We start from the raw sequence: 26,755 nt of genomic DNA on the forward strand, positions 1-26,755 counted from the left end.
TATCATTTGCAGCCAAATTTGGTTGGGATAGTTGAGAAAATAGATTAATCACTATGCTTAATATTAAAAATAGCTTTAACATAATTGACAACAAAAAGTCCTTCTGGAATTTATCCATTGTTGGACTGTACCTTATTCTCGTGTATCTGCCAGATATCACAAGATACAAAAATCTTGTCATGATTTTAGTCTGTATAACAGCCCTGTACTATTTGGTAAAAGATTTTCGCCAAGTCGTCGGGGCGCTACGTAATCACCTATTCTTATCCGTTGTACTGTTTGTTCTGACGATGTTCTATTCTGTTGGAATTTCTATTGATCCTGCTTTAAGTTTCAAGGAAATGAACAAACCGATCTTAAATGGATTGCTGTTATTCAGTTTTACTTTCCCCATTGTGCTTTATCAGGAAAGCAAAGAACGTATTGCGAAGATGATTCTGGTTACATTTATCATCGGTATGGTCGCTATTTCGCTGACAGACATTATAAAATACCTCATTAACTACCATGCAACGGGTGAAATGCCGTTTAGGAATTACAATCACCGCGAGTTTTCTTACGGGTTTATTTTCTATTTTCCTGTATTGTTATGCAGTTGGGCGTTATGGAAAAAGCACTCTTTACTCAGTTGGATACTGCTCATTACCGCCTCAGCGATTAGTCTATTCCTGCTGCTTGGCACGCTCTCCCGTGGGGCCTGGGTTGCCATTGTGGTAGCCACTGTATTTATCATCGTGATTAACCGAGAGTGGAAACTCACCCTTACAGCCACAGTATGTTTAGGATTACTGGCAGGCGCTGCACACTGGGCGACCACATCCAATCCTGATACCCAATTACTGTTACATAAACTCACTCAAACAGACAGCAGTTATCGTTATAGTAACGGAACCCAAGGTTCGGCATGGACCCTAATCATGGAAAATCCCATCAAAGGCTATGGTTTTGGTAATAAAGTTTATCATCAAGTCTACAACAGCCGTGTGGCCGATTATCCTGGCTGGACATTTAGAACGTCGATTGGTCCACATAATGTCTTCTTATCACTCTGGTTTTCGGCGGGTATCTTTGGTCTGATCACCACACTGCTGATGACATTTTCAGCTCTCTTTACGGGAGGACAAATCATTCACCAACACAGAGGGATTATCCGGCAAGCGGGGCTTATCCTTCTGTCTGCTTTTATTGGTTTGTTTATCGTCAGGGGAGCTTTTGAAAATGCCTATATCAATGAGATAGGTATCTTATTTGGTTTAATGATTGCGCTGTATAACAAGAAAACAGCCGACAAGAAAATCAACTAATCAATAAAATACCCGCCCATACACAACAGATGGTATGGGCTGGCTTTATGTGTTTTTTAAGACTGTATGTTTTTTAAGACTGTATGTTTTTTAAGACAATGAGAGGGTCATTCAAGCAATTTTTCCACAATCACCCGGGTAATCAGCTTCGCCCGCTGATCCCAGTTAAAACGTTCCGCAACCAGTTGCCGGGAGTAATCAACTTTCGCCATCATTTCAGCCGGATGATTAAGCAACCATCGGATTTGCTCCGCAAAACTTTCTGCATTTTCGCTATCGGCAAAATTGACTGCTTTTTCATCGACAGCATCGCGAATTGAAGGGAAATCAGAAATAACCACCGGTTTTCCCATGGACATATATTCAAAAAGTTTGAGGGGAGAGGTATAACGGCTGCCGATACTGGTTTTAGTTAGTGGCAAAACACAAATGTCATTATCAGCGATAACTTGAAAGCGGTTTTTAGGCCGGATAAAACCGAGGAAATTGACTTTATCCTTTACGCCAATCTGTTCAGCAATCTGCTGCAACCGTTCAACCTGTTCAGGCGTACCACCCGCAATGTTCAACACAACATGATCAAGATAAGACATGGCTTTCATGACGGTAGGCACCCCCTTCCAGCGATGCAAACTGCCTAAATAAAGCACCTGGGTTGGAGACTCGCTTTGGTGTTCGCGACCGGAAAGCGTCTGTTTAGTCGATTCAACCGCCAGCATATCAACGCCATCAGGTGCCACAACAATCGGCGTTTTGACGTTATATTGTTTATAAATATCTTCACGTAATAATGAGGTCAGGACAAAAACAACCTTGGAACAATCATAAACCCGCTGTTCAATTTCCTTCAGTTTCTGGTACTTACGCTGGTTTCTGCGGCCGACCAAGTCATGGGATTCTTTGAACGATTGAGCAAATACTTCATGGCTTTCAAAAAAATGAGGAATATCAGGATGATGACACAACAGGTAATTTGCCATTTTAATATTACGGGTAAAAACGGCATCAACCTGATTCTCTTTGAGCCAACGAGAGACCTGAATATAAAACAATTTCTGTGTGTTGAGAGGGAAATACCATTTTCTACGTATATTGTGCAAAGCGATTAGCTCTACCCCTGACGGTAATGATCTCCCCAGGATCTCCTCAACATGGTTTTGGCCTTTTGGCGTAATCAGGCAAACATTATGGCCCTGACGGGCAAAAGCATCTACATTCTGCAAAATTTGCAGGGATGCAACCCGATAATCAGGAACAGGGTAAGGATCAATATACGCGATTTTCATTATTTTTGATGGCGTTTAATAAGCGACTTGCTGAATGTTCCCAAGTATACATCGTTTCAATCCTCTGACGGGCATATTTCCCCATCTCTTGTCCTCTGTCCGGTAAAGACAAAAGATGCTCAACGGCATCGGCAATCGCCGAAGCATCGCCAGGAGTTACCAGAATACCAGCACGGTTTTCATTGCCAACCACCTCTGGTATTCCACCAATATAACTGGCAATCACAGGACGCCCACATGCCATCGCTTCGGCAATCGTAATACCAAATGCTTCATCGCCAATACTGGGAAAGAGGCCGGCATTTCCCGCCGCGTAAAATTCAGGCAATTGATCATGACCAACAGGCGGATGAAAAATAACAGACTCTTCCAATTGCAAGGCAGAAACCCGTTTTTTGAGCAATGTTAAATCTTCACCTGCACCGATAATCAATAACGTGACATCCTTATTCCGCAGCAAAGCCATGGCATCAATGGCCACTTTCATCCCTTTCCAGCCCACCAACCGGCCAGCAAACGTTAACAAGAACGTCTCTTCACGGAGACCTAATCGCGTTCGGACACCAGAAGCAGCAGGTTTGAATTTATCGATATCCACGCCATTATAGATAACGCGCGGAAATTGCTTAAAATGATGCTGAATTTGCCAGGCATTAAAATGGCTGCATGCAACCCATGCAGATATTTTCTTACCTAATACCCGATCCCCTCTAAAAAAACTGGTTCCACCGCTCATATAACAAAATTGAGTGCGGGATGTTTCAGCCAGCATTCTCGGCCAGAAAAAATCAAACGGTTTTGTCAGAATCACCCAATCAAAATTTTCGGCAATAACCGTTTCGCGGGCATGGCGGGCAAAAGAGTAACGTTCAACAATACGTTGAAAACGACGCCCGATGTTAAGCACTCGTTCTCTGGGAATAAACGGGAAAGTGTGAATATGGATATTTCGTCCACCTAATGCGGGCCGAACATCGCCCATTCCACCGAAAATATGGATTTCATGCCCCGCATCAGTCAAAGCCTTAGCCAGCTCCCAAACTGCGGTTTGAATGCCGCCATAAGACATGGTAACGGTAACATCGATAAATCCTATTTTCATTTTTATTCATTATCCTTTTTACTTATTTTCCAATGAATGATTTTCCAACGAATTGCTTTCCAACGATTTATTTTCTAACGGTTTATTTTCTAACGAATAGTTTTCCAGTAGGTTATGAACAGCATGCCAGACTTGATCCACCGATATTGCCGACATCGTATCTTCCCGGGTTGCCTGACTATAATCTATCGGGTGTTCAATGACCGCCAGTTTTGGGTGTTGCTGTGGGGCGAGAAAACGGCCCGGATGAAAACTGTGATACAGAGCCACCATCGGTATCCCCAATGCCCCAGCCAGATGCGTTGTTCCTGTATCAACACCAACATATAAATTAAGTTGATTCATGATTGCCGCGTTTTGCCGCATTGTGGTTGTGCCTGCCAACGATGAACATCGGTTTGTTCCCAATTGCTCGGCAAGCATTAACGCACTCTTTTCACTCTCTTGACTACCCAATAGCAAAATATGCGCATGCGGATAATCACGATAAATACGTTGGGCCAATGCGTAAAAGTGTTCTACAGGCCAGTCGCGATAGGCTTTTGCTGGAAAACTCTGTAACTGGAAACCAATTTTCAGCCGCTGCTCTAATCCCTGCCGACGAAGAAAGTCACTGGCATACTCTTCTTCACTTGGACTCACACAATAGTGCAATCGCCAATCACTGACACTAACCCCAAGTGCATTAATCAATAAAGCTCTTTCCTGTTGCGCCGGCATCAGTTCCCGGGGCTTCGCGACAGTATACTCATTTGATTTTGCGTCAGAAACATCCGAAAAATAAACCGTTAAATTCGCTTTCCGTTTAGCATATCGTAACAGCGGTTCATCATTACCATATACCAAGGCCAGATCGTACTTCTGACGAGAAAGCCATCCACTCCACCTGGCCTTTCCTTTCGAAAAAGCCTTTAATTCATTAACTTCCGCAATATTTTCAAGAATTTCTTTTGTTTTTTTATGCGCAAAGATATCAATATTTGCTTCCGGCCACTTTGTTTTCAAGGCACGAATAACGGGTGTCACCAGTAAGGTATCACCAAAACGAGCAATATTTATGACTAAAATATTTTGGGGTTGCATAATAATGAATATTAAATTGTCAATTCAAAAATTGGCCTTGGAGTACTATACAGTAAAGTGATTAAATGTTCTATTTAACGATAAATAAACGTGATGATTATATGAAATCAATTTAAATATATTTCATATGGTTACAAAAAAATATTAATTACTCAGACAATGCTCAGTCATAAATATAAACCCAGCCTCATCGCTTGCTATTCATACTATGATAAAAAATAGACTCCATTTTATCTAACATATTATCCATGCCAAATAAATGAGTAGCCCGTTTTAATGACGCGTTTCCCATTTGTAAACTCAGCGCTTTATCGCTCATTAACAAATGCAGTTTTTCTGTCAACTGTTCAACATTTCTGGGTTCGATAATATATCCTGTCTCACTATCAAGCACGGCCTCTGCAATTGCTCCCACCGACGTAGATACGACAGGCAATCCACAGGCCATCGCCTGCATGATGCCTTGGGGTACGCCTTCATTGCCGAACGAAGGCAAAGCAAATATGTCCATTGCATTCAGGCAGTCAGGGACATCCTGACGATTACCAAGAAAAATAACACTTTCTGTCAGCCCTTCCTGCTGAACCCGTGGCTCTAAATTTTTTCTCTGTGGGCCATCTCCCACAAACAGCAACTGCCAGTCAGGATGGCGTTGGTGAAGAATTTTCCAACTATCCAGTAAATAACGATGGCCTTTCCAGGTTCTCATCGTGGCCACAATACCCAGCGTGGGCTTATCCTTGATGCCTAGACGCTGACGGCTTTGCTGCTTGTTTGCCGGATAAAAGCGCGACAAGTCTATTCCGGTCGGCACAGAAGTCATATGAGAAAGCGGGTAAGCATTATGAGTATGCAGATATTGACGCAATTTTTCTCCGGTGGTCACAATATGCTGACAGGCATTCAAATACAGCCAACGAGTCGCTACAGACGTTGAAACCTGGGTTGAGACATGACGGGTTCGGACGATTGCAGGCGTCTCTTTTAATGTCGCACAGGCCGCCGCAACCAACCAAGAATCCGTGGAACTATGCGTGTTGATGACATCAAATTGGCGGCCTTCTGTTTTTAGCCAGTGACGCATTGCCCGTAAGCAGGGAAGACGTTTTTTTTCAATCGGGAGAGCAACGACAGGCACGCCATAATGGTGAGCTTCACGGTAAAGGGTTGACATTGGGCAACAAACAATAACGACATGGTGACCACGTTGTATCATGCCCTGAGATTCCGTCAGGATACGAATCTCCTGCCCTCCCCAACCACACGATGATTCTGTGTGTAAGATATTTAAGGTCTTTTTAGCCATTTTAGAGTCACGCCTGACGGTTAAGAATTAAAAACGCGTTAGTATACACCCAAAATAATTCGAGTTGCATCGCGGCGGCAAGAGAGCGCATCCACGCACAACCTGATTCCCCTCAGATTATTAGGGGCATTGTTAACCGACAGACATAAAAAAACCCAGCATAATGCTGGGTTTTTTTAATCCGCTAAAATTATTTAATTTTAGCTTCTTTGTACATTACATGCTGACGAACAACTGGATCGAATTTTTTCATTTCCAGTTTTTCAGGCATAGTACGCTTGTTCTTCGTAGTGGTATAGAAGTGACCAGTACCAGCAGAAGAAACCAGCTTGATTTTATCGCGAATACCTTTAGCCATTTTTCAGCTCCTTAGTACTTCTCGCCACGGGCACGCAGTTCGGCAAGAACTGTATCGATACCCTTTTTGTCAATCACACGCATACCTTTAGCAGTTACACGCAGAGTTACAAAACGTTTCTCAGACTCAACCCAGAAACGATGAGAGTGCAGGTTAGGCAGAAAACGACGTTTAGTCGCATTTAATGCGTGGGAGCGGTTGTTACCACTCACCGGGCGCTTGCCAGTAACTTGGCAGACTCGGGACATGTCTATTCTCCAAAAATCAAATCAGCTCGAGCTTTATATCGGGTATGACCGCCTCGTCAGGCTTAGGAGCCCATCTCAGCACATTTTCGTTACTGAAAAAACCTCTTCACTGAAAAGGACGTACTGAAAAGATTCACATTCCCCCAGTAAAAAAACTTACTGAGATAGGCTCTTCTCGTCAAACCCAAGATCCTCAAAGGTGGCGTAGTATACGCCCTCCTTCGCTGATGCTCAAGTCCCGAACAACTAAGATCTGATCGTAGAAGGAAAAAACGGTATTAAATCCAACCTTTTTCCATAAATGAGACACAAGATTGTCTGCCAATGACGATATGATCCAAAACGTTAACGCCAACCAAGTTACAAGCCTCAATAATTTTTTCTGTCACCAATTTATCCGCCAGACTAGGCTCCGGGTTACCGGAAGGGTGATTGTGGGCAAGAATGATTGATGCAGCATTAACTTTAACCGCCTGTTTTACAATTTCACGCGGATGAACTTCAACTTTGTTTATCGTTCCCTTAAACATTTCATCATGGCAGATCACTTTATTTTGGTTGGTTAAAAACAGCACCACAAAGACTTCCCGATCCTGCCAAGACAATAAATCCTGTAAATAACTCTGAGTCATGGTAGGGCTGCTCATAATGTCTTCATGGATAAACTGACTGGAGAAGAAACGTTTTGCCAGTTCAGATATCGCCTGCAATTGGACATATTTGCACATCCCCATGCCCTTATGTGAACAAAAGTCGGCATAATCCGCAGATAACAGGTGGTAAAGCGAACCAAACGATTTCAGAAGATAATCCGCCATCTGAACAACAGGAACACCTCGGGTTCCCGTACGCAAAAAGATAGCCAACAGCTCAACATCCGTTAGAGAAACCGCACCATAAGCCAGCAATTTTTCCCGGGGAGCAAGATTTGCATGCAAATCATCACTGCTCTCCATCACCGTGATATCCATATACTCCCCCTCAATATCCTTGCCCTCTATAACCCTATCCATGAACTATCATCCAGAGCGATAGAATCCATCAATTCAGTATTCGTGCATTTACCTTTACGCATTTACCTTTACAGACTTACCATCCCCTCGCGTACTCACTATCCCATGATAAAAAAAGATCGCCAGTCCCATTTTTCCGGCTTGCGCAACGCTTCGCAAATTTGCCATTTTTGAGTATCTAAATAAGTTCGGTTCTCAACGCCCTATTTTCTTATGGTAGAATCTTAGGGAATTGCAACTTACATCTGGGCAATCAAAATGACAGGATTTTCCGGCGAACAACTTTCTGGTAATCAGCTTTCTGGTAAGCAAATCGTTCTCGGCATCAGCGGAGGGATCGCCGCTTATAAAACTGCCGAACTGGTGCGTCGTTTACGTGATCGCGGGGCTCAGGTGCGCGTCGCCATGACCCCCGCAGCAAAAGCCTTTATTACTCCGCTCACATTACAAGCGGTTTCAGGTTATCCCGTCTCCGATGATCTTCTAGACCCGGCAGCCGAAGCCGCGATGGGGCATATTGAGCTGGCAAAGTGGGCTGATTTAATCATTCTCGCTCCAGCCACAGCGGATTTGCTGGCTCGCCTGGCCGCAGGTATGGCCAATGATTTAGTGACTACTCTCTGTTTGGCCTCTTCTGCCCCCATTGCTGTCGTTCCCGCAATGAATCAGCAAATGTACCGTGCACAGGCAACCCAGCATAATCTGAAAGTGCTTGAAGAGCGTAACGCATTGATTTGGGGACCGGATGAAGGCAGTCAGGCCTGCGGAGATATTGGTCCGGGAAGAATGTTGGAACCCATGGCGATAGTCGGGCTGGCAACGCAACATTTGAACACCAGGCAGGACTTTTCCGGCTTGCGTATAACAATTACCGCTGGGCCAACCCGTGAAGCCTTAGATCCTGTCCGTTTCATCAGCAACCACAGCTCAGGGAAAATGGGATTTTCCATTGCACAAGCAGCGGCTGAACGTGGCGCAGAGGTCACATTGGTTACCGGTCCCGTTAATTTACCAACACCCTCTGGGGTTAAACGCATTGATGTCACCAGTGCGCTGGAGATGCATGGACAAGTCCAGGTCACGGCAGCCTCACAGCATATTTTCATTGGCTGTGCAGCCGTGTCTGACTACCGTTTCAAACAAATCGCGACAGAAAAAATTAAAAAACAGGGTGATGAAGTCACGTTTACACTCGTCAAAAATCCTGACATTGTAGCGAGCGTTGCCGCAATGGAAAAAGATCGTCCATTCGTCGTTGGGTTTGCAGCCGAAACCCAGAATGTGGAAGAATACGCCCGCGGAAAACTCAAGCAAAAATGTCTGGACTTGATTTGCGCGAACGATGTATCCCTGGCCGGACACGGCTTCAACAGTGATACGAATGCATTACATCTATTCTGGCACGATGGTAGCGTTCATTTACCCCACAGTGGTAAATTACAACTCAGCCACCGCTTATTAGACGAGATATTCAAACGCTATGATGAAAAAAATCGACGTTAAAATCCTTGATCCCCGCATCGGGCAAGATTTTCCTTTACCGACTTATGCTACGCCTGGCTCTGCGGGTTTAGATTTACGTGCTTGTCTGGATAATGCAGTGGAGCTGGCTCCCGGCCAGACTGAACTTCTGCCAACCGGAATCGCCATCCATATCGCGGATGAGCAATTAGCTGCGGTCATTCTTCCTCGTTCTGGCTTAGGCCATAAACACGGCGTTGTTCTGGGTAATTTGGTCGGTCTTATTGACTCCGATTATCAGGGGCAATTGATGATTTCAGTTTGGAACCGAGGCGATCAAACATTCACCATCAAACCGGGTGAAAGGATTGCCCAAATGGTTTTTGTGCCCGTTGTACAGGCTGAATTTAATTTGGTTGAAGACTTTGAAACCAGTGAACGCGGTATGGGTGGCTTTGGTCATTCCGGTCGTCAATAACGTTCCATAAAACCTGATACCGTCAACCGATTTTCATATTTTTTGCCCGCAATATTTTTGTTTGAAACAGTTTTATTTTTGTCTGAAACAGTTTTCAACAATAACCGCTTTCAACAAAAATATTGTGGCGAGAAAGGGCTGGATTTGTTTTTGCTGTTTTAGCAGGGGTCTTATCAGACATGGCAGAAAAAGAACGTACAAAAAAGAAAAACAGACGTGAGGAAATCTTGCAGGCACTGGCGCATATGCTGGAATCCAGTGATGGCAGCCAGCGCATTACGACGGCAAAACTTGCCGCAAACGTTGGCGTTTCTGAAGCAGCACTTTACCGTCATTTTCCAAGCAAAACCCGGATGTTTGACAGCCTGATTGAGTTTATTGAAGACTCCTTAATTTCACGCATCAACCTGATCCTGCAAGATGAAAAAGACACCATCACTCGCATTAGGTTAATCCTCATCCTGCTTCTGGGCTTTGCGGAAAAAAACCCAGGGCTAACCCGCATTATGACCGGTCATGCCCTGATGTTCGAGCAAGACAGGCTGCAAAGTCGCATCAACCAGCTATTTGAACGAATCGAAGCACAGCTTCGTCAGATCCTGAAAGAGAAAAAAATCCGCGATGGCCAGGGATTCAAGTACGATGAAACCATATTGGCATCGCAATTGCTGGCGTTTTGTGAAGGGACGCTCTCCCGTTTTGTTCGCTCTGAATTTCGCTATCGTCCCACAACGGAGTTTGAAATACGCTGGCCATTGATATTGACCCAACTTCAATAAATTGTCACCGCACTTAATATTGTCCCTATTCATACAGGAAATGATGATAACGCGCGGTTTTTGTATTGAGTTGTGTTAACATGCTTCAACTCATTGAGTTCACTGTGAAGTGACTCAATAATGGCATTGCAATCAGTACCACATTCAGCAGCATCACCGAGTATGCAGGACGATGTATGCAGAACGGATATGCAAGATGCCATTTCTACTACTCACCCCGCCCACCCTTGGGCGAGGGATTTTTTTCACTCAGTCTGACCCTCAATCTTACAATGACTTACCGCCGATGTTTGCCGGCCGTCAAATACCGTATTCTCCGCGATAGGCTTCCACCGCTTCCAGATGGAGTTGCATCTCTGGATTTTCACGCAAATAGTTCACCAAATCATTCAAGGTAATGATGGAGAAAACGTGGCAACGATAGTCACGCTCCACTTCCTGAATGGCTGAAAGCGTCTCACGCCCGCGTTCCTGACGATCCAGACACAAAATCACACCAGACAGCGTGGCTCCGTGCTGTTTAATGATTTCCATTGACTCACGGATCGCCGTACCTGCCGTAATCACATCATCCACAACCACAACATCGCCTTGCAGCGGGCTGCCAACCAGCGATCCGCCTTCGCCATGATCTTTGGCTTCCTTACGGTTAAAGCAGTAAGGCATATCGATATCATGATGTTCTGCCAATGCCACTGCGGTGGTCGTCGCAATCGGGATACCTTTATAAGCCGGCCCGAACAACAAATCACACTTAATGCCACTGTCCAGCAGCGCTGCCGCATAAAAACGACCAATCAGTGCCAAATCACGTCCGGTATTAAACAAACCCGCATTAAAAAAATAAGGGCTTTTGCGACCTGATTTCAGCGTAAATTCGCCAAATTTCAGCACTTGTTTTTTCAGTGCCAGCTCAATAAATTCGCGCTGATAGGCTTTCATTGGGGTTTCTCCTCTTCGATTTCTTACTATATTGCAAGCATAAATAAAGATTGCACGCATAAAAAAGGCGACTCTTCAGCCGCCTGATTAATTTATTCTTTTAGTGAACCGGTTCTAACGCATCTCGTTGCGCTTCAAAAATCGTTGCCAATCCCTCTTTTGCCAGAGAGAGCAGCGAGAGCAGTTCATCATGGCTGAATGGTTCACCTTCAGCCGTACCCTGCACTTCAATCATTCTACCGTCATCCATCATGACGATATTCATGTCAGTATCAGCCGCAGAGTCTTCGACATACTCCAGATCGCAGCGGCCTTCGCCGTCAACGATACCCACAGACACTGCCGCAACCATTGCTTTCAGTGGGCTTTCTTTCAACTTACCATCCGCGACCAGCTTATTCAGGGCATCAACCAATGCCACACAAGCGCCAGAGATGGCTGCGGTGCGCGTGCCACCATCCGCTTGAATCACATCACAATCCAACGTAATGGTGAATTCACCCAATTTTTTCAGATCCACAGCCGCACGCAGCGAGCGTGCAATCAAACGTTGGATTTCCATCGTACGGCCAGTTTGCTTACCTTTGGCCGCTTCACGCGCATTACGGCTATTGGTCGCCCGTGGCAACATACCGTATTCAGCCGTAATCCAGCCCTGTCCCTGACCTTTCAGGAAACGCGGAATTCCTTCTTCAACGGAGGCATTACACAACACTTTGGTATCCCCAAATTCCACCAGAACCGAGCCTTCTGCGTGTTTGGTGTAATGACGGGTCATTTTAATAGGACGCACCTGTCCCGCTGTTCTTCCTGCCGGACGCTTTCCTACTAAGCTCATAGTGTGATCTCCGCTGTTAAGACATTATTGGAGGCGCATTATACGGCCTAAAGCGGCGAATGCCTATCCTGCATCTACGCGGGGCGTTATAATCCGCGCATCACTTTATAAATTGAGAACGAATTATGATCCGTAGTATGACCGCTTTTGCACGGAGAGATATCAAGGCAGATTGGGGAAACGCGGCTTGGGAACTGCGCTCTGTCAATCAACGTTACTTGGAAACTTATATTCGACTGCCTGAGCAATTCAGAAGCCTTGAGCCTGTCATCCGTGAGCGCATTCGTTCCCGCCTGACTCGCGGAAAAGTGGAATGTAACCTGCGTTTTGAACTGGACACCCGTGCTCAAGGTGCCTTACTTCTGAATGAAAATCTGGCAAAACAATTGGTTGAAGCAGCAAGCTGGGTTAAACAACAAAGCGGTGAAGGTGAAATTAATCCTGCGGATATCCTGCGCTGGCCGGGCGTGATGTCTGCCGAAGAGCAGGATTTAGATGCCATCAGCACACAATTGCTGGCAGAGTTGGATCGGGCACTGGACGCCTTTATCCAAAGCCGTGAGACCGAAGGACAGGCACTCAAGACACTTATCGAGCAGCGTTTGGATGCGGTCACCGTGGAAGTGGCAAAAGTCCGTGAACAAATGCCGGCAATCCTGCAATGGCAGCGCGAGCGCTTACAGACCAAGCTGGAGGAAGCACAAATCCAGTTAGAGAATAACCGCCTTGAGCAAGAACTGATTTTAATGGCACAACGCATTGATGTGGCGGAAGAGTTGGATCGTCTGGAAGCTCATGTCAAAGAAACCCGGAATATCCTGAAGAAAAAAGAAGCCGTCGGCCGCCGACTGGATTTTATGATGCAGGAATTTAACCGCGAATCGAATACATTGGCATCGAAATCCATTAATGCGGATGTGACGAATTCTGCCATTGAACTGAAAGTGTTGATTGAGCAGATGCGCGAGCAGATTCAGAATATTGAGTAATGCTTCTTAGCATTTCAGAGAAAATCACAAAGCCAGATATATATTGTTATATCTGGCTTTTTCGTTATCAGAGCATTGCAGAATCATCACAGTAGCGCATGATTAGCTTGTACCACTAGTAATCACGAAACCCATTTTGTGGTACACATTCATTTTTTACATTGGAAATTGCACAAATGCCGAAACTCACAGACAAAGAGATCAGGGCATGGATATGTATCTGCCCGTAGTGCCCTTCATAGCCGATGTACTGGGTGCCGGAGCAGGGACAATCCCGCTAACGTTGACGGTATACCTCATTCTGTTAGGAACCGGTCAGCTTCTATTTGGCCCGCTGTCAGATCGGTTTGGGCGCCGCCCTGTTTTACTGGGTGGAGGGATTGCGTACATTGTCGCTTCATTCGGCCTCAGCATAACCTCATCGCCAGACGTGTTTTTGAGCCTCCGGATTATTCAAGCCTGCGGTGCTTCGGCATGTCTCATCGCCACTTTCGCGACTATACGCGATATCTATGCTGGCCGTGAGGAAAGCAATATCATCTATGGTTTGCTCAGTTCTATGCTCGCGATGGTTCCAGCAGTGGGTCCGCTGCTGGGAGCGCTGGTTGACACTTGGTTGGGCTGGCGCGCAATCTTTGGCTTGCTGGGATGTACAATGACAATCGCTGTTATCGCAGCCTGGCAACTCTGGCCTGAGACCCGATGGCAACGGACGACAGACTTGCAATGGTCACAGCTATTTCTTCCGGTAAGACGCCTGAATTTCTGGCTATACACGCTCTGCTACAGTGCAGGAATGGGCAGCTTCTTCGTCTTTTTTTCGACCGCCCCTTGGCTAATGATGGGCCGACAAGGGTTATCACAACTTAGCTTCAGTTTGCTATTCGCAACAGTGGCCATTGCAATGATGGTGACTTCGCGATGCGTAGGGCGCCTGATTGCGCGGTGGGGAAGCCTGAATACGTTACGGGCGGGAATGTGCTGCCTGATGGCAGGAGCACTGTTGCTGGCTGCGGGAGAAATGCTCATTCCCAAATCGGTATTGGGCTTCATCGCCCCAATGTGGCTCGTCGGTGTTGGGATTGCGACTGCGGTTTCTGTGGCACCCAATGGTGCACTTCGCGGTTTCGACCACATAGCCGGGACGGCGACAGCCGTCTATTTCTGCCTGGGAGGATTACTGTTAGGGGGAATCGGAACGCTCTCCCTTACACTTTTATCCCACACGACGGCTTGGCCGATTATCGCTTATTGCCTAATCCTGGCAATGACGGTGCTTTGTCTGTCCGGCTTTAATCCCAACAGACGCCATATTAGCAATGAGGAGCATGAATAACAGGTCAAAGTAAACGGATGGCCTACGATACCGTGACACGGATGACTTCTTTCTGGAGATCCGTGTCGCGTTTTCTGGTAAAGGGTGATGAATAGCTTTCATCTAGTGTCATAACATAACATTTTGATATTAAATAAAAACATCATCAAACGGGATTCTACGGTAACCTTCTCAATTTCAGTGCGGCAGCAACGATAGTAGAGCCCCAGCTCTGGGATTAATAGTTAAATTAGCCTTAAATAGTGGATAGCCATAGTATAAAAAGCACACTTGCGATAATATTTTCGTACTTTAATAACTCGCGAATAAAAACACATAACCAATTGTAATTAAAGGTAAGTCATTCAATTAACACTGATAATGAATTATATTATCACCATAAATAGTTATTAATTTTATTTAATGATAATACAAAAAAATTCATCTATAAACTCAGAATAATGAAAAAAGGAGTTTGACATTGAATTCATCACAACGCACCTATCTATATGTGAAGCTTTTTAGGCTTAAAATTCATGAAGCCAGTGGAGAGGCTTTTCAAGAGCTATTTTCTAAGATCATGTCTTATAGCGAAGATGATTTTCAATCGGTATCTCCTTGGGGAAGTTGGGGTGATGGAGGAAATGATGGTTGGATACCTTTAGAAAAACACTATTTTCAAGTTTATGGACCTAAACCCAATACCCAAATCAAAATAAATCAAATAATCGACAAAGCAGTCGGTGATTTTGAGAAACTATCAGCAAAATGGGGGACAGTTGAAAAATATTCATTTGTGATGAATGATCGATTTCAAGGCATTCCTGCCCCAATTAGTCCGGCTTTATTGCAACTCAAAGAAAACAAAGGACTACTTTATGTAGGAACAGTCAACACAACAGCATTGCTCAAGCGGTTTATGTCCTTAACCGAAGATGAACGTCAAGACATTATTGGTCTAATACCTTCCGATGTGCCGGATTTTATCGATCGTGGGGCTATCATGGAATTACTCAATCATTTGATCAATAAGTCTCCCTCTGGTTTACAATTTTTAAGTGATACGGCGCCAGACTTTGAGGAAAAAATAAAGTTTAATGGGTTACATGAACAGATAGGACTACGGTTAAGGTTAAATTCATTCAAAATTGCAGTTATTGATGAATACCTAGACTCTATTGATGAGGGATACCAACAATCCATCGCGGAAGAGATCAAAAATATTTATGCCAGAAGTAAAGAAAGATTTCCTGATAATTTAGGAGATGCTGCTGATTTACGTTACTTTTGGATACTAGACGAGCTTGTTCCCGAGCAGGCCAAAGAGAACCCGCATAGTGCGACAGCTTTTAGCACCATGGCTGAAATTATACTCGCAAAATATTTTGAAACATGTGATGCCTATGAACATCCAAACAATGCTGCTACCGCATAAACATATCCGCTTTGCAAACTCGCTCATCGCGATTGCAGGCTATATTCGCCGATTTCTGGATGAGCCCAGAAGCTTAGATGAACTATGGGTTCTGGTTAACGAAGACCATGATTATGCACTGATAAAACCGTCATTCACCCAATTAATTTTAGCTGTTGATATTCTCTTTGCGATTCAAATTGCTGAATCTAACCCAGACGGTCATATATTTATTTCACCAAACCAACAAAAAAAAATGTTTAATGGTGATCTTCAAGGAGAGGAATGATGCGCTTAATCAGCTTGACCTGTGATCAACCTACTTTTAAACCGATTACTTTCAATGAGAAAGGGCTAACGTTGATCATTGGTGACAGTTCTGAAGAGAAAGAAGGCAGTAGTAATGGTGTAGGAAAAACGCTTGCTTTGGGTTTAATTCACCATTGCTTAGGCGCTAATGCCGATAAACGCTTGTCCTATGCCGTACCAGACTGGTGGTTTACTCTGCTATTTGCCTATAACGGCAAGGAATATCGAGTATCACGAACCGGTGATGGTAAAAAAATCACCTTAAATGATGAACCGATAAAACTGAAAAAATATAAACAGTGGCTGGATACGTCAGGATTATTCAGATTAGACTCAAACATTCCATTATTATCATTTAGATCTCTGATTAAACGGTTTGCCCGATATCTTCGAGAAGATTGCCTTGATCCGCTAAGAACCAACAAAGAAATTGATTTCGATGCTAAATTAAGGACATTATATCTGCTTGGCCTTGAATGCTCATTAGTTGTTAATAAACGTGACCATAAAAAAGCATTGGATGAAATTAACAAAGCGATCACGAACTGGCAGAAAGACACAATATTAAAAGATATGTTCCGTGCAGGAGCACAACCTAAACTCCGTTTGGAATGGTTGGATAGACAACTTTCCATCCTCAAAGAAGATTTAAGTCAATTTCAAATTGCGGAGAATTATCGAGCTCTTGAAATGGAAACAGGAGAACTAACATCAAGCATTAGAAATATTGAGAAAGATATCTCCGTTATTGATTTTCAGGTTGAAAATATCGAAAAAACCATCGCTCATCACCCTGATATCAGTAAGCAAGACTTAATGGATCTCTATCAAGGGCTCCAAGCCATATTCAAACCAGAGGCTCTGGCTCATTTTGAGGCTGTAGAAAAATTCCACCATTCTTTGTCTATCAATCGTCGTACTCGTTTGATGAACGATAAAATTAATTTACTCAATAAAAAGAGTCAATTAGAAGAAAAACGTCGTAATTTATCGTTGACAAGAGATCAAAAAATTCAGTATTTACAAGGAAAAAGAGCGCTGGATGAATACGCGGCTATCGCAAAACAGGTCGCTAATTTTGAAGAAGAGCGAGAAAGATTATCCGAGTTTCTTAACTTTACCAGCAAATTGCAGGAAAAAGCACAGAGGATTAGAGAAAAACGAGTCGAAGAAGATAGGCTGGCGACTTATTATACTCAATCAGAGCCTTTACATCATCTCGATATCGAATTCACTAAATTGGCAGAAACCCTATATCCCAGGGTCCCTGCGGGTATCGTATTGGAATCCAATACCGGAGACAATCAAATTCGGTATGATTTAACCGTTCAGATTGAAGGAGATGATTCGGATGGAATAAATGCCGCCAGAATACTCTGCTTTGACTGGTTAATATGGATGAAGGGCGCAAACCATACTATCGATATGCTTTGGCATGATAATCGACTGTTTGCGGATATCGATCCCGGCGCAAGGGCTAACTGGTTTTCCTTTATCCATAAGAAATTGGAAGATTCCAATAAGCAATATATCGCAACTTTAAATACCGAAAACTATGATGCGATGCTATCTTATCTGTCTGATGGGGATAGAAAATATTTAATGGATTCTGTAGTACTTAAATTAAATGGTGATTTAGCTAAAAATAAATTACTGGGTATTCAGTTTGGTAAGTCGCCTGAAATTAAGTAAAACATAACTACGATGAACTACTTTCATAACGTCACGAAAATGGTTCATCAAATAATACACTGAATTTTAATATTAAATTATTTTGTTGATGGATTAGATAGGCAGGGGGATCAATCCCCCACCCATACACCCCAAAAATCACCAACTACCCGAAGCACCACCACCATCCCTGCGGCCGCCGCCACCGGAAAAGCGGTCATCGTCGTCGTCACCTTTTGTACTATCTGTTGTGGTTTTTGTACTCTCTATTGCCGTTTTTATGCTATCTGCTGCCGTTGATGTTTTCGAACCGGAACCACCAAACAAGCCACCAAAAAGGCTGCCGAACAGGCTTTTCAGCAATGACTTTACCGAAGAGATCAACAAAAACACCAGAATCACTGGCGACAAGAGGATTAACAGATAAAATTCACCCGGAATGGAAGGAAATGCGCCAACAAAATCCAGTACACAAGTTCCTGCCACTATAGTCAGGACGCATTTAAGTAAACGCTTAAACCAGTGCCCTGTGCGGAAAACCTTCATTGGCAGAAGGAACATACAGACCAACCAAAAACCGAATAACGCGGCAATATCCTTACCCGATATTTTGTTCAATGCGCTGTCGTTTTCTTCAAGAGCCTGAGTTAGCTTTGAGGTTTCATCCTGTATTTCCGCTTGCCCGGGCTTTTTCAGTAAGATATTCATTGAATCAATGGCATTGCTGGTTCCCTCAAAATACGCATTTTCTTTGAAAGCCGGCTTCACATCTTCACGCAAAATACGAGCAATCTTGCCATCGGTTAGCTCACGCTCTAGACCGGAACCCACCGCAATACGCATTTTATGGTCGTCAGAAGCGATCAAGAACAAGATGCCATCATTGCGTTCTTTGCTGCCTAACTTCCATTGTTCAAATACACGGGAAGCAAACTCTTCAACCGTATCACGGCCTGTCGTCGGGATGATCAGCACTGCCATCTGTACCTCTTTTTCAGATTGCAGTTTTTTCAGTTGGCGGGTCAGCCGCTGGTTCTCTTCTTTCGTCAGGACCTTGGAGATATCGGTCACTCGCTTGCTTAACGCAGGAACATCAACGGCTTTTGTTTCCTGTTTTATCTCTCCGGCTGATACATTACTCATTCCTGTCAGCAATAAAAACAGGATAAGAAATTGTTTTATTATCAAAAAACACCGGCTTTTCAGTTGTATTATGCGGGCAATAAAACCACCCTTCGGTTGATGGGAGATCACTAACATCAAATATCCTTAGTTATTATTTATGATATCAATCGCCCCTATTATAGGGATATATCCCATTGTGCATAATAAAAGAAAACGGCATTATTTCTTCGATAATGCCGTTGAGAGTTAATTTATTGCTCTGCGTTAATTTTTGCTGATTTACACGCCGTCCATAATGCCAATATCGGCGTAATCGCAAAGAGTAAAAATAACCAATGGGAAGAAGAGGCGGCTCCCGCTACGCCACCGGGTTGATAGAATCCAAATATATTGGTGATCATACCACCCAGCGCAGAACCGAATGCCGTGGCAAATAGTTGGACGGTCGTAATGGATGAGCCAGCGATATTTTTATCAGCATCACTGGAAACCTGCAAAATACGGGTCAAAAGATGCGGCCAACCAAAACCGACGCCAAAACCAAACAGCCCCAATCCCAACACGATAGGCAGTATTATTTGCCACTCCCCCGTTGATGGGGAAGGCAGCATCACAAGCAACAGTAATATCCCCATCAACATGAAGACCGGGCCACTTACAATCGCAAAGCGTATTTTCGCACCTTGCCAACTGGCACTGAGCATTTCCCCGACGGTCCAACCAATGGCGGCGATAGCGACGGTATAACCAGAAGCTAACGGCGATTGCCCATGCAGAATTTGCAGAAAATAGGGTATAAAAACATCACTTGCCAAACCGATCACTAAAAGCGACATGGTTGCGAATAAGATCAAATGGGGAGAGCGCCAACTCAACGCATTTTCGGGAAACAATCTCGCTGCAGTCCGGCGTTCATGGATGAACAATAAGGATACCAATATCACCGCCGTCACAATGCCGGTAATATTGATACGTACATCTTGTGACAGACTCCCGGAGGAAACCGCGAGTACAGCAGCGGATAACAGAATGAGCTGCACAATCGGCAGTGCCGTTTTCGTCGTATTCTGTACTTGTTTTTTGGGCAAAATTCGATAAGTGAATAGGGCATACAACAAAATGCTGGGTAACATAATGCCAAATGCATAACGCCACGCGTTCATTTCAGCGAAAATGCCGCCAATAGCGGGTCCGATTAAGGTTGCTACGCCCCATACCCCAGAAACTAATGCCATGGCTCTGGGCCAGAGTGATTGTTCAAATACTTGATTAATCATCAGATAGGAAAGCGCAAACAAAAATCCTCCTCCCAATCCCTGAATGGTCCTGCCAATCAGCATGATTTCCATAGTCGGTGCGAAAGTACAAAAGAAACTGCCGATGAAAAAAAACAGCGCGGCAACCAAATACGCATTTCTCGCGCCCGACGAACTCAGTAATCTGGCAGAAAGAATGGAACCAATAATGGATGCCACAACAAATAATGTCGTATTCCAGGCATAGAAGTTCAATCCTCCGATATCTTTGACAATAGAAGGTAAAATAGTAATCGCAATTAAAGTATTGGTTGCCATCAATCCCACGCCCAGTGAAAGTGCTATCGCACTCGGCGCATTTTTGCTGGAAAAAAGATCCCTCCAGCGGCTTTCCTCAGTCATTATCATCATCGTTATCCTGAACGCAGGTTGAGTTGTGAAAAATCTTACGTTAAATTAAACAAGATAAATCTTGGAATAAACTAACGTCGGAGCCCATAATATGTCAAGCCATGACTTGGTAAATAGTATAAAAGACGGGCAAACCGTGAGTGACAAGCTATTAATGCTGCTTAAAACTCACGGTGCCTTACAAGCCTCTGATGCTGGCAAGAAATTGGGAACAACCGGGGAAGCAGCCCGTCAACAATTTGTCAAACTGGCTAAAGAGGGATTGGTTGTCGCGAACGCAGAAACAAGGGGAGTCGGGCGTCCTGTCCAGCTTTGGCATCTCACTGAGAAAGGCCATGCCCGATTTCCCGACACCCATGCCGAGCTGACGACCCAATTGATTACGATTATTCGCAGCCAATTGGGGGAATCAGCCATAGATTTGATTATTCGTACCCGCGAAGAAGAGGCTTTTTCCTACTATCAAAAGGCGATGGAAAATGTGGACGGGTTACAGGAGAAAGTTGAGTGTCTGGTTGCCATACGCTGTCAGGAAGGTTATATGGCGCATTATTCTGTTGAAGAAAACGGTGACATGCTGTTTTTCGAAAACCATTGCCCAATCTGTAGTGCGGCCAAAATATGTCAGGGGTTTTGTCGGACTGAATTGAAGTTGTTTCGGGAAATTCTGCAAGCGAATGTGGAAAGAACCGAATATATCCTCAGTGGTCACCGACGCTGTGCTTATCGCATCACGCCATTGACATAATGCTAAAAAACCTACCCAAATGATCTTGCGTAGGTTTTTTTATTGGTGAATTTCAAACAGTAAAAACGCCGTTATCCCTTGCCTGCCGCATTCAACTGCTGGTAAATGTAATGCTTATAGCTCTCTACCAGTGCGCTGTCCTGACAATCATTCAAAGCACCATCACACAAATGACGCATAATCATGTTGGCCTGATAAAACGCCGGAGCCGCCAAACGGGCGCGTTCCAAAATCATTCCGCCGAGAAAAGAAATATCTGTCAGCTTACCCGTTGTAATAGAAGCCCCCTGTTTCAAATTATCCCGTAGGGTAAATTGGGTCAGGTGAGCCGGATCAGACAACGCAGAGTGGTAATGTTCAAAATCGATGTTCGGCTGATGATCACCAAAATAGAGGAAAACCGTGGGCTTATCGCGCCCGGCAACGAATTCACTAAAGTCCTTGATCGCCGGATCGGAAGCCGTGATTTTTTCCATGTAATGGCTAAACTTGCCTACCGCTGTCGAACGCTCAACATTGCCCGTCAATCCATAATCATCATGGTGGCTCTCTTCATAAGGGCCATGTTCATACATGGTCAGAGAGAAGATGAAAATCGGTTTATCGGTTTCCTTAGCCAAAATGGTTTTCACATACGACAGCATATCCCGGGTTGAAATCGTCCACAGATTTTCATCCATGCTGGCTGGGTAGCCCAACTCTTGTGGCTGGATAATCCGATCAATACCCAGTGTCTTATAAGCGTGTCCTGCGTGGTAGGCCGATTTATTAAATGGTGTCAGCACAACCGTGTAATAACCATTGTCTTTCATTGCGTGGAATAAACTGTTTTGCAGGTGATCGACCACAAAATAAAACACCGAATTTTTGCGTGAACCAAAATCATCCGTATTCAACCCCGTCAAAACAGAAAACTCAGATAACCATGTTCCGCCACCAAAAGTTTGTACCCTTAGCGGGCTTTGGGCGCGGACACCGGCATCACGCTGGAACATATAAAGATCCGGCAACTTAACATTAGCGGGTAATTGGTAAAGATGAGGATTAACGGTAGATTCTTGCAATAACAAAACCACATCGGGTTTCACCTCTGATTGTGGTGCAGGCAGAGTCACCTTTTTCGCCTGTTGCAAGAAATAGTCAGCAGATGTGCCAAATTTTGGCGGTTGATATTCTGCATCCATCGCTGACATCACCATATTGGTCACCGTTCCCCGACCTTTCGGCAATTCATTCTGCCATTGAACGTGGTAGGCATTGACCGTCAGTTTGATCCCGCAAACACTGGCGGCCACCAAAACGAGACTGGCGAGGCGCCATTTGATCCCACGAGCAGAAAGCGCCGTTTTCCAACTCAATATCATATTGAATATCAACCAGATGAACATCGCCACCACCGCGATGCCTGCCAGCCAATAATGGCGCAGGGTTTCCTGATTTGAAGGGTCTAACATGACATTCAAATCGGAAAACATCAGTTGTTCTTTGTAATAATGGACTTTTATCTGGTTAAGGAATTTAAGGATAATAAATAAGGTTCCCGTCAACACTGTTGAAAATAACCAACGTGCTGAAACTAAAAAAACCAGCCCAAAAAGGGTGCCAAATACGCCGACAGACACCAGGGCAGGATAAATATCCCCGCCCTTTTCAAACACCAATATCAAGGAAGCAATCAACAGCAATCCAAGATAAATCCCTGAGATGATCTTTTTCTTCATACTCTATTGAATTCCACCTATGAGTTCAGTTTTACATCACCCGCTGAAAATAGCATAAGCTGTCAAATATACCTCAAACGAAATGCAGCAGATGCACCCAATGGAGACAACGTGAATTCACAGGAGTTCCACTATTGCCTAACCATTTAAACGTATGTTCAGCGACATAGCTCACGAAAAAGGGTTTCGTCTTATAGCATTAAATATTCTTATACTAGATTCTGTTTCATCCTCTCTGTTTTTGAACGGATTACTGTAAGTATTTCTATAAATGGGAGTTTATCAAAATGAACAGCGTTTTGAGTGCGTGCGCGGCACTGTGTCTGACGGTCATTCCGGCCAAAGCAGTCCAGGCAGAGATTAGCGTGCCGATTGTTTACCTTGAGCGTGCAACCCCTTCAGTATCGCTCAATATCAACGGCAAAGAGATTGACAAAATTGCAATTGATACAGGGGCATCCGGTGCCTTTTATCTCCCTCAATCGACCTTTGATTCGATTTTTCCGGCGCAGAATCATCCCACAGAAACCAAAAATTCCATTGATGTTTTCGGCGTTGAAAAGTCTACGCGAGTAGCAAAAGTCGCTGATATCACTGTTAACGGAAAAAACCTTTCAGATGTTGACGTTGAAATCTTCAAACCGTGGGGCAACGGCATGTTGGATGACAACGGAAAACTTCTCATCAATGGCGTGTTAGGGCTGGGTGTCGCCAAAAACAAGACACTGATTATCAACTACGCTTCAAAGAGGCTGACAATAACCGACCATCTTAAAGCACTTCCTGATGGCTACCGCTGGCAGTCGATCCCATTTACCCGCACAAAAAGCGGGATAGAAATCAGTGTGTCATCTGGCAATGAGAAGATAAACCGCATGGTTATCGACACAGGAGCAAGCCATTCAGTGCTTTTTACACGTTCAGAGAAGAAAGGATGTGTTAATTTCTCGCAGTCCTGTCCGAAACAAACTATTGTGACACCGGATGGCGTTAAGCTCTCTGCGCTTGTCTTACAGCTTTCTGATGACAAGATAGATCCGGCTAAACGGATAGATTTTGATGGCCTGTTAGGTGATGATTACCTTGCAAACCGAGTTCTCATCCTATCGGATGACCAATTGCTGATGAGCTTACCTAAATAACGATTAACGATTGCGGGTGAATGGCTTTTTTTTCCGCAAAAGGTCAGAAAATGCCTGCATGACGCAATGTAGCAGCCAGCATCATGGTATCTGCCCGTATCGACCATTCAGATTAAACTGAAAGTCATAATGGCAAGGAAAGGGGTGGATTTACCTGCATGACCATTGGCACTATTCTAGGTTACGCTGGCACATCAATAACTGAAGAAATTTATTATGAAACTGACACCTGAAAAATTGCTATCTGCAATAGAAAAATACGCCCATACCCCAGAGAAACAACGCTCCTTGACCCACAAACAAATGCAGTGGTTTTCCGATCCGGATAATTTCTTCTTGTTGTTCAGCCTGGTGTTGGCTCTGCCCAAGGAGATGATGGACGAGTTAGGGGACAGCATTAACCATTGGGTTGAAGTGGCGGTAGGGGAGATGGCATTCACCGCCAAAAAATTGCCTGAAGGAACCCAACACCAATTTGAGGAGATGATTGAGCAATTCCTGATTTTTACCAAAGAAAATTTTGAACTCAATGACGAATGTGTGTTGTTATGTTTGTCGATCTTGAAAAAAAATCAGTTTAATATCAAGATTGATATCGCCCAATTGCTGAGCGTCCAACAAAATGCTGATAACGCCAACATCACCCCTTTTCCTTCAAGTCCCCCAAATTTAAGCCAACTGTTTGAACAGTTTGGAATTCAGTCTGGCATTGAGTTCATCGACTTTTTTGAACACGGTTTTTCCGTTGTTCCTCAGGAAACCTTACCCCATTTACTCTCGGAAGTGACCCAATATCCATGGGGCATAGATGCCCTGCTGCTATTGACCCAATACTTTGAGGAGCCGGTTGCCCTTGCCAGTGCGCAAATATTGGATAGTTGTTCTGCCTCAGCATGGAAGAATTCATCCTATCTGCAACTTTTAAACTTGTGCGCCCGATTTAACCGCCATCCAGCCATTCACCCTTGTTTCAGCCGCTGGAAAAAAAGGGCGATTGCACACAACAACGTGCGGGAAACCGCCCAGATCCACGAATTATACGTCACTCATGTTGATGGAAATGACTGTGCCAGCATGATGATGGTAATCACATTGGACGGGCAAAAAACCCAAATGAGTATGATGCTAGATTTTAAATCGGGTATCCGTGAAAGTATGCTGAATATTGACCCTGGCCAAACCATCCCCGAACTGATTGAAAAGTTGAGAACTCAAGACGCTGATATTGACTTTATCCCCGTCTCCCCTGACTGGCTGCAACAAATTTTACCGTGGATACTTTCCGTTCAGCTAAACAAAAACACCCCGCTCGATCTCTACTCACTTTATTGGTTATCGCAACTGCCTTTCGAATGGACACAACCCGAAGCGTTTGAACTTGAACACTGGAGCCTGAAGCTGGGTTATCAAGCCGATCCACAACGGCAGAAGCATCATCGCCTTGGCCTCGCCATGGTGACACCATTAGTCCTGAGCTGGCTGGCGCCGGAAGAATGTTTGCTGAAAGCGAAAAAGCCCAGAGATTTATTAAAACTCTATTACTACCCAAACCGGGAACGGTTTACTGAACGTCTGACTTATTCCGCGACAATCGAGCAATATAGACAGTCACAACAAGAACCCTATTTGGTGGAACAATATTTAGATTTAGCCCATGCCCTCCAAGATCCCGCGTTAATTAACAAGCGATTTGCTTTATTTGATACTCTGGCGGAGATCAGTTTTGAATATTTTCCCCTGATGAAAAATGATGAGATTCAACCACAAGGGCTGGTTCTCAAAGTCAGTTTATTGGATGCCAGTCCACCCGTATGGCGTCGGGTTCGTATCAGCAATCAGTTAACACTGAATGAATTTCATGACGTGATACAAGATGTCATGGGTTGGGAACATGCTCATCTATTCAGTTTTCATCATTCCAGGATCACCATCCCGGAAGAACATTATGACCAAGTGTGTATCGGTGCATTTTTGCATGAGATTGGGAACGAACTCGGCTACCAATACGACTTTGGTGATGATTGGTTCCATCTGGTGACCGTAGAAAAAGTGCTGCAAAAAGATATTTTCCTGCCTGAAGTGACTGCGGGTAATGGCATGTGCCCGGCAGAAAATTCAGGTGGCATTTGGAGTTGGAATGATTTGCTCAAGTTGCGAAAAAAGAAAACGCTGACGGAAGATGAAGCGGAACAATTAGAGTGGGTGGGATTATCGCCAAGTGAGCCACTGGAACCGTTTGATAAACAGCAGGTTAATAAGAGGTTAAGGGCACTTTTTACCCAATAATCAGCCGCTGAACGTCAATCCATCTTACAAAACCGGAGGGGTAAAACAGCCTCCGGTTTCTTTCACTTTGTGATTGTAAGAAATAAATTTCACTCTATTTTTATGAAAATCACAATTCGATACTATTAAATACAGTAATTATATTATTGGTAATTATTATATCCTTAGCA

General features: G+C 44.2%; 24 protein-coding genes and 1 pseudogene. 12 read left to right on the forward strand and 13 right to left on the reverse strand.

Going from position 1 to position 26,755, the window contains the following annotated elements:
- Nucleotides 1-53: 53 nt before the first annotated feature.
- Complete coding sequence (gene rfaL / locus Xbed_RS12870; protein ID WP_086113320.1) at nucleotides 54-1,304, forward strand: O-antigen ligase RfaL; 1,251 nt, start codon at nucleotides 54-56, stop codon at nucleotides 1,302-1,304.
- Between the two features lie 107 nt (nucleotides 1,305-1,411).
- Here the strand turns inward: rfaL and Xbed_RS12875 are convergent, their stop codons facing one another.
- The 7 genes from Xbed_RS12875 to radC form a co-directional block, all read right to left on the reverse strand.
- Nucleotides 1,412-2,590, reverse strand: coding sequence for a glycosyltransferase family 4 protein (locus Xbed_RS12875; protein ID WP_086113321.1), 1,179 nt, complete (start codon nucleotides 2,588-2,590; stop codon nucleotides 1,412-1,414).
- A complete protein-coding gene (locus Xbed_RS12880; protein ID WP_086113322.1) occupies nucleotides 2,571-3,692 on the reverse strand; it encodes a glycosyltransferase family 4 protein in 1,122 nt (373 codons plus the stop codon). Before Xbed_RS12880 ends, Xbed_RS12875 begins: the two co-directional genes overlap by 20 nt.
- Nucleotides 3,693-3,710: 18 nt before the next feature.
- Nucleotides 3,711-4,775 (reverse strand): glycosyltransferase family 9 protein, encoded by a 1,065-nt coding sequence (locus tag Xbed_RS12885; RefSeq protein ID WP_086113323.1) that lies wholly within the window; start codon nucleotides 4,773-4,775, stop codon nucleotides 3,711-3,713.
- A 187-nt stretch (nucleotides 4,776-4,962) separates the two neighbouring features.
- Nucleotides 4,963-6,081 carry a glycosyltransferase family 4 protein gene (locus Xbed_RS12890; RefSeq protein ID WP_086113324.1) on the reverse strand — a complete coding sequence of 373 codons (1,119 nt, stop codon included), beginning with the start codon at nucleotides 6,079-6,081 and terminating at the stop codon, nucleotides 4,963-4,965.
- A 190-nt stretch (nucleotides 6,082-6,271) separates the two neighbouring features.
- Complete coding sequence (gene rpmG, locus Xbed_RS12895; RefSeq protein ID WP_010847629.1) at nucleotides 6,272-6,439, reverse strand: 50S ribosomal protein L33; 168 nt, start codon at nucleotides 6,437-6,439, stop codon at nucleotides 6,272-6,274.
- A gap of 11 nt (nucleotides 6,440-6,450) precedes the next feature.
- Nucleotides 6,451-6,687 carry a 50S ribosomal protein L28 gene (gene rpmB / locus Xbed_RS12900; protein ID WP_045967846.1) on the reverse strand — a complete coding sequence of 79 codons (237 nt, stop codon included), beginning with the start codon at nucleotides 6,685-6,687 and terminating at the stop codon, nucleotides 6,451-6,453.
- A gap of 278 nt (nucleotides 6,688-6,965) precedes the next feature.
- On the reverse strand, nucleotides 6,966-7,658 hold the full coding sequence (gene radC, locus Xbed_RS12910) for a RadC family protein (RefSeq protein WP_086113325.1): 693 nt from the start codon (nucleotides 7,656-7,658) through the stop codon (nucleotides 6,966-6,968).
- Between the two features lie 300 nt (nucleotides 7,659-7,958).
- Here radC and coaBC point away from each other — a divergent pair, with 300 nt between their 5' ends.
- The 3 genes from coaBC to slmA all read left to right on the forward strand — a co-directional run bounded on the left by coaBC (nucleotide 7,959) and on the right by slmA (nucleotide 10,418).
- Entirely contained in the window at nucleotides 7,959-9,203 is a 1,245-nt protein-coding gene (gene coaBC / locus Xbed_RS12915; RefSeq protein ID WP_086113326.1) for a bifunctional phosphopantothenoylcysteine decarboxylase/phosphopantothenate--cysteine ligase CoaBC, read from the forward strand.
- The gene (gene dut / locus Xbed_RS12920) at nucleotides 9,181-9,639 is read left to right on the forward strand and encodes a dUTP diphosphatase (RefSeq protein WP_086113327.1); all 459 of its coding nucleotides are present in this window, start codon (nucleotides 9,181-9,183) and stop codon (nucleotides 9,637-9,639) included. The genes coaBC and dut overlap by 23 nt, the downstream gene beginning before the upstream one ends.
- A 179-nt stretch (nucleotides 9,640-9,818) precedes the next feature.
- A complete protein-coding gene (slmA, locus tag Xbed_RS12925) occupies nucleotides 9,819-10,418 on the forward strand; it encodes a nucleoid occlusion factor SlmA (protein WP_086113328.1) in 600 nt (199 codons plus the stop codon).
- Nucleotides 10,419-10,447: 29 nt separating this feature from the next.
- Here slmA and Xbed_RS19740 read toward each other — a convergent pair whose 3' ends face one another.
- From Xbed_RS19740 to rph, 3 genes are all read right to left on the reverse strand, one after another.
- Entirely contained in the window at nucleotides 10,448-10,621 is a 174-nt protein-coding gene (locus Xbed_RS19740; RefSeq protein WP_167371907.1) for a hypothetical protein, read from the reverse strand.
- A gap of 97 nt (nucleotides 10,622-10,718) precedes the next feature.
- Nucleotides 10,719-11,360, reverse strand: coding sequence for an orotate phosphoribosyltransferase (gene pyrE / locus Xbed_RS12930; protein ID WP_086113329.1), 642 nt, complete (start codon nucleotides 11,358-11,360; stop codon nucleotides 10,719-10,721).
- Nucleotides 11,361-11,460: 100 nt separating this feature from the next.
- On the reverse strand, nucleotides 11,461-12,198 hold the full coding sequence (gene rph, locus Xbed_RS12935) for a ribonuclease PH (protein WP_086113330.1): 738 nt from the start codon (nucleotides 12,196-12,198) through the stop codon (nucleotides 11,461-11,463).
- Nucleotides 12,199-12,323: 125 nt separating this feature from the next.
- Here rph and Xbed_RS12940 point away from each other — a divergent pair, with 125 nt between their 5' ends.
- The 5 genes and pseudogenes from Xbed_RS12940 to Xbed_RS12960 all read left to right on the forward strand — a co-directional run bounded on the left by Xbed_RS12940 (nucleotide 12,324) and on the right by Xbed_RS12960 (nucleotide 17,917).
- On the forward strand, nucleotides 12,324-13,187 hold the full coding sequence (locus Xbed_RS12940) for a YicC/YloC family endoribonuclease (RefSeq protein ID WP_086113331.1): 864 nt from the start codon (nucleotides 12,324-12,326) through the stop codon (nucleotides 13,185-13,187).
- 205 nt (nucleotides 13,188-13,392) lie between these two features.
- Nucleotides 13,393-14,523 (forward strand): annotated as a pseudogene (gene cml / locus Xbed_RS12945) (CmlA/FloR family chloramphenicol efflux MFS transporter); the annotation flags it as partial.
- A gap of 460 nt (nucleotides 14,524-14,983) precedes the next feature.
- Nucleotides 14,984-15,937 carry an ABC-three component system protein gene (locus Xbed_RS12950; protein ID WP_086113333.1) on the forward strand — a complete coding sequence of 318 codons (954 nt, stop codon included), beginning with the start codon at nucleotides 14,984-14,986 and terminating at the stop codon, nucleotides 15,935-15,937.
- Complete coding sequence (locus tag Xbed_RS12955; RefSeq protein WP_208612240.1) at nucleotides 15,906-16,205, forward strand: ABC-three component system middle component 6; 300 nt, start codon at nucleotides 15,906-15,908, stop codon at nucleotides 16,203-16,205. Before Xbed_RS12950 ends, Xbed_RS12955 begins: the two co-directional genes overlap by 32 nt.
- The gene (locus tag Xbed_RS12960) at nucleotides 16,202-17,917 is read left to right on the forward strand and encodes a DUF2326 domain-containing protein (protein WP_208612241.1); all 1,716 of its coding nucleotides are present in this window, start codon (nucleotides 16,202-16,204) and stop codon (nucleotides 17,915-17,917) included. Before Xbed_RS12955 ends, Xbed_RS12960 begins: the two co-directional genes overlap by 4 nt.
- A 138-nt stretch (nucleotides 17,918-18,055) precedes the next feature.
- On the opposite strand, the gene Xbed_RS12965 is transcribed toward Xbed_RS12960, so the two are convergent.
- Together Xbed_RS12965 and Xbed_RS12970 are read right to left on the reverse strand one after the other, a co-directional pair.
- A complete protein-coding gene (locus tag Xbed_RS12965) occupies nucleotides 18,056-19,156 on the reverse strand; it encodes a TPM domain-containing protein (protein WP_086113335.1) in 1,101 nt (366 codons plus the stop codon).
- 116 nt (nucleotides 19,157-19,272) lie between these two features.
- Nucleotides 19,273-20,685 (reverse strand): MFS transporter, encoded by a 1,413-nt coding sequence (locus Xbed_RS12970; RefSeq protein WP_086113336.1) that lies wholly within the window; start codon nucleotides 20,683-20,685, stop codon nucleotides 19,273-19,275.
- Between the two features lie 94 nt (nucleotides 20,686-20,779).
- Between Xbed_RS12970 and Xbed_RS12975 the strand changes: the two genes are divergently transcribed.
- On the forward strand, nucleotides 20,780-21,436 hold the full coding sequence (locus tag Xbed_RS12975; RefSeq protein ID WP_086113337.1) for a helix-turn-helix transcriptional regulator: 657 nt from the start codon (nucleotides 20,780-20,782) through the stop codon (nucleotides 21,434-21,436).
- 71 nt (nucleotides 21,437-21,507) lie between these two features.
- Here Xbed_RS12975 and Xbed_RS12980 read toward each other — a convergent pair whose 3' ends face one another.
- Nucleotides 21,508-23,157 carry an LTA synthase family protein gene (locus Xbed_RS12980; RefSeq protein ID WP_086113338.1) on the reverse strand — a complete coding sequence of 550 codons (1,650 nt, stop codon included), beginning with the start codon at nucleotides 23,155-23,157 and terminating at the stop codon, nucleotides 21,508-21,510.
- Nucleotides 23,158-23,444: 287 nt separating this feature from the next.
- Here Xbed_RS12980 and Xbed_RS12985 point away from each other — a divergent pair, with 287 nt between their 5' ends.
- Nucleotides 23,445-24,299 carry an aspartyl protease family protein gene (locus tag Xbed_RS12985; protein WP_086113339.1) on the forward strand — a complete coding sequence of 285 codons (855 nt, stop codon included), beginning with the start codon at nucleotides 23,445-23,447 and terminating at the stop codon, nucleotides 24,297-24,299.
- Between the two features lie 216 nt (nucleotides 24,300-24,515).
- Complete coding sequence (locus Xbed_RS12990; RefSeq protein WP_086113340.1) at nucleotides 24,516-26,585, forward strand: plasmid pRiA4b ORF-3 family protein; 2,070 nt, start codon at nucleotides 24,516-24,518, stop codon at nucleotides 26,583-26,585.
- The last annotated feature ends 170 nt before the right edge of the window (nucleotides 26,586-26,755 follow it).

Source organism: Xenorhabdus beddingii, from assembly GCF_002127545.1.
GTDB classification, from domain to species: domain Bacteria; phylum Pseudomonadota; class Gammaproteobacteria; order Enterobacterales; family Enterobacteriaceae; genus Xenorhabdus; species Xenorhabdus beddingii.

Bases quoted from the DNA above. Each gene is read 5' to 3' on its own strand.
- rfaL (WP_086113320.1), top strand. From the start codon at position 54: ATGCTTAATATTAAAAATAGCTTTAACATAATTGACAACAAAAAGTCC.
- Xbed_RS12875 (WP_086113321.1), bottom strand. From the start codon at position 2,590: ATGAAAATCGCGTATATTGATCCTTACCCTGTTCCTGATTATCGGGTT.
- Xbed_RS12880 (WP_086113322.1), bottom strand. From the start codon at position 3,692: ATGAAAATAGGATTTATCGATGTTACCGTTACCATGTCTTATGGCGGC.
- Xbed_RS12885 (WP_086113323.1), bottom strand. From the start codon at position 4,775: ATGCAACCCCAAAATATTTTAGTCATAAATATTGCTCGTTTTGGTGAT.
- Xbed_RS12890 (WP_086113324.1), bottom strand. From the start codon at position 6,081: ATGGCTAAAAAGACCTTAAATATCTTACACACAGAATCATCGTGTGGT.
- rpmG (WP_010847629.1), bottom strand. From the start codon at position 6,439: ATGGCTAAAGGTATTCGCGATAAAATCAAGCTGGTTTCTTCTGCTGGT.
- rpmB (WP_045967846.1), bottom strand. From the start codon at position 6,687: ATGTCCCGAGTCTGCCAAGTTACTGGCAAGCGCCCGGTGAGTGGTAAC.
- radC (WP_086113325.1), bottom strand. From the start codon at position 7,658: ATGGATATCACGGTGATGGAGAGCAGTGATGATTTGCATGCAAATCTT.
- coaBC (WP_086113326.1), top strand. From the start codon at position 7,959: ATGACAGGATTTTCCGGCGAACAACTTTCTGGTAATCAGCTTTCTGGT.
- dut (WP_086113327.1), top strand. From the start codon at position 9,181: ATGATGAAAAAAATCGACGTTAAAATCCTTGATCCCCGCATCGGGCAA.
- slmA (WP_086113328.1), top strand. From the start codon at position 9,819: ATGGCAGAAAAAGAACGTACAAAAAAGAAAAACAGACGTGAGGAAATC.
- Xbed_RS19740 (WP_167371907.1), bottom strand. From the start codon at position 10,621: ATGGCATCTTGCATATCCGTTCTGCATACATCGTCCTGCATACTCGGT.
- pyrE (WP_086113329.1), bottom strand. From the start codon at position 11,360: ATGAAAGCCTATCAGCGCGAATTTATTGAGCTGGCACTGAAAAAACAA.
- rph (WP_086113330.1), bottom strand. From the start codon at position 12,198: ATGAGCTTAGTAGGAAAGCGTCCGGCAGGAAGAACAGCGGGACAGGTG.
- Xbed_RS12940 (WP_086113331.1), top strand. From the start codon at position 12,324: ATGATCCGTAGTATGACCGCTTTTGCACGGAGAGATATCAAGGCAGAT.
- Xbed_RS12955 (WP_208612240.1), top strand. From the start codon at position 15,906: ATGAACATCCAAACAATGCTGCTACCGCATAAACATATCCGCTTTGCA.
- Xbed_RS12960 (WP_208612241.1), top strand. From the start codon at position 16,202: ATGATGCGCTTAATCAGCTTGACCTGTGATCAACCTACTTTTAAACCG.
- Xbed_RS12965 (WP_086113335.1), bottom strand. From the start codon at position 19,156: ATGTTAGTGATCTCCCATCAACCGAAGGGTGGTTTTATTGCCCGCATA.
- Xbed_RS12970 (WP_086113336.1), bottom strand. From the start codon at position 20,685: ATGATAATGACTGAGGAAAGCCGCTGGAGGGATCTTTTTTCCAGCAAA.
- Xbed_RS12975 (WP_086113337.1), top strand. From the start codon at position 20,780: ATGTCAAGCCATGACTTGGTAAATAGTATAAAAGACGGGCAAACCGTG.
- Xbed_RS12980 (WP_086113338.1), bottom strand. From the start codon at position 23,157: ATGAAGAAAAAGATCATCTCAGGGATTTATCTTGGATTGCTGTTGATT.
- Xbed_RS12985 (WP_086113339.1), top strand. From the start codon at position 23,445: ATGAACAGCGTTTTGAGTGCGTGCGCGGCACTGTGTCTGACGGTCATT.
- Xbed_RS12990 (WP_086113340.1), top strand. From the start codon at position 24,516: ATGAAACTGACACCTGAAAAATTGCTATCTGCAATAGAAAAATACGCC.